Raw genomic sequence first — 1418 nt, 5'->3', positions numbered from 1 at the left:
AAAACACCTTCGGTGTTGTAAGGTTAAGCCTCACGGATCATTAGTACTGGTTAGCTCAATGCATCGCTGCACTTACACACCCAGCCTATCAACGTCTTAGTCTTAAACGTTCCTTCAGGGGCCTTAAAGGCCCAGGGAAGACTCATCTTGAGGCAAGTTTCGCGCTTAGATGCTTTCAGCGCTTATCTTTTCCGCACTTAGCTACCGGGCAATGCCATTGGCATGACAACCCGAACACCAGTGGTGCGTTCACTCCGGTCCTCTCGTACTAGGAGCAACCCCTCTCAATCTTCCAACGCCCACGGCAGATAGGGACCGAACTGTCTCACGACGTTCTAAACCCAGCTCGCGTACCACTTTAAATGGCGAACAGCCATACCCTTGGGACCTACTTCAGCCCCAGGATGTGATGAGCCGACATCGAGGTGCCAAACACCGCCGTCGATATGAACTCTTGGGCGGTATCAGCCTGTTATCCCCGGAGTACCTTTTATCCGTTGAGCGATGGCCCTTCCATTCAGAACCACCGGATCACTAAGACCTACTTTCGTACCTGCTCGAGCCGTCACTCTCGCAGTCAAGCTAGCTTATGCCTTTGCACTAACCTCACGATGTCCGACCGTGATTAGCTAACCTTCGTGCTCCTCCGTTACTCTTTGGGAGGAGACCGCCCCAGTCAAACTACCCACCAGACACTGTCCTCACCCCGGATCACGGGGCCGAGTTAGAACATCAAACATTAAAGGGTGGTATTTCAAGGATGGCTCCACGCAGACTGGCGTCCACGCTTCAAAGCCTCCCACCTATCCTACACATCAAGGCTCAATGTTCAGTGTCAAGCTATAGTAAAGGTTCACGGGGTCTTTCCGTCTTGCCGCGGGTACACTGCATCTTCACAGCGAGTTCAATTTCACTGAGTCTCGGGTGGAGACAGCCTGGCCATCATTACGCCATTCGTGCAGGTCGGAACTTACCCGACAAGGAATTTCGCTACCTTAGGACCGTTATAGTTACGGCCGCCGTTTACTGGGGCTTCGATCAAGAGCTTCGCCTTGCGGCTGACCCCATCAATTAACCTTCCAGCACCGGGCAGGCGTCACACCGTATACGTCCACTTTCGTGTTTGCACAGTGCTGTGTTTTTATTAAACAGTTGCAGCCAGCTGGTATCTTCGACTGGCTTCAGCTCCATCCGCAAGGGACTTCACCTACATGCCAGCGTGCCTTCTCCCGAAGTTACGGCACCATTTTGCCTAGTTCCTTCACCCGAGTTCTCTCAAGCGCCTTGGTATTCTCTACCTGACCACCTGTGTCGGTTTGGGGTACGATTTAATGTTACCTGGAGCTTAGAGGATTTTCCTGGAAGCAGGGCATCAACTACTTCTGCACCGTAGTGCATCGTCATCACGCCTCAGGGTT

1 rRNA gene is annotated in these 1418 nt (G+C 52.5%); it reads right to left on the bottom strand.

The window, feature by feature from the left end:
* Positions 1-19 precede the first annotated feature (19 nt).
* Positions 20-1418: ribosomal RNA gene (locus tag AC2CGI_RS24050) — 23S ribosomal RNA — on the bottom strand; the annotation flags it as partial.

The organism is Serratia sp. LSHTC3 (assembly GCF_057197125.1).
This window is presented reverse-complemented; position numbering and strand designations above follow the sequence as displayed.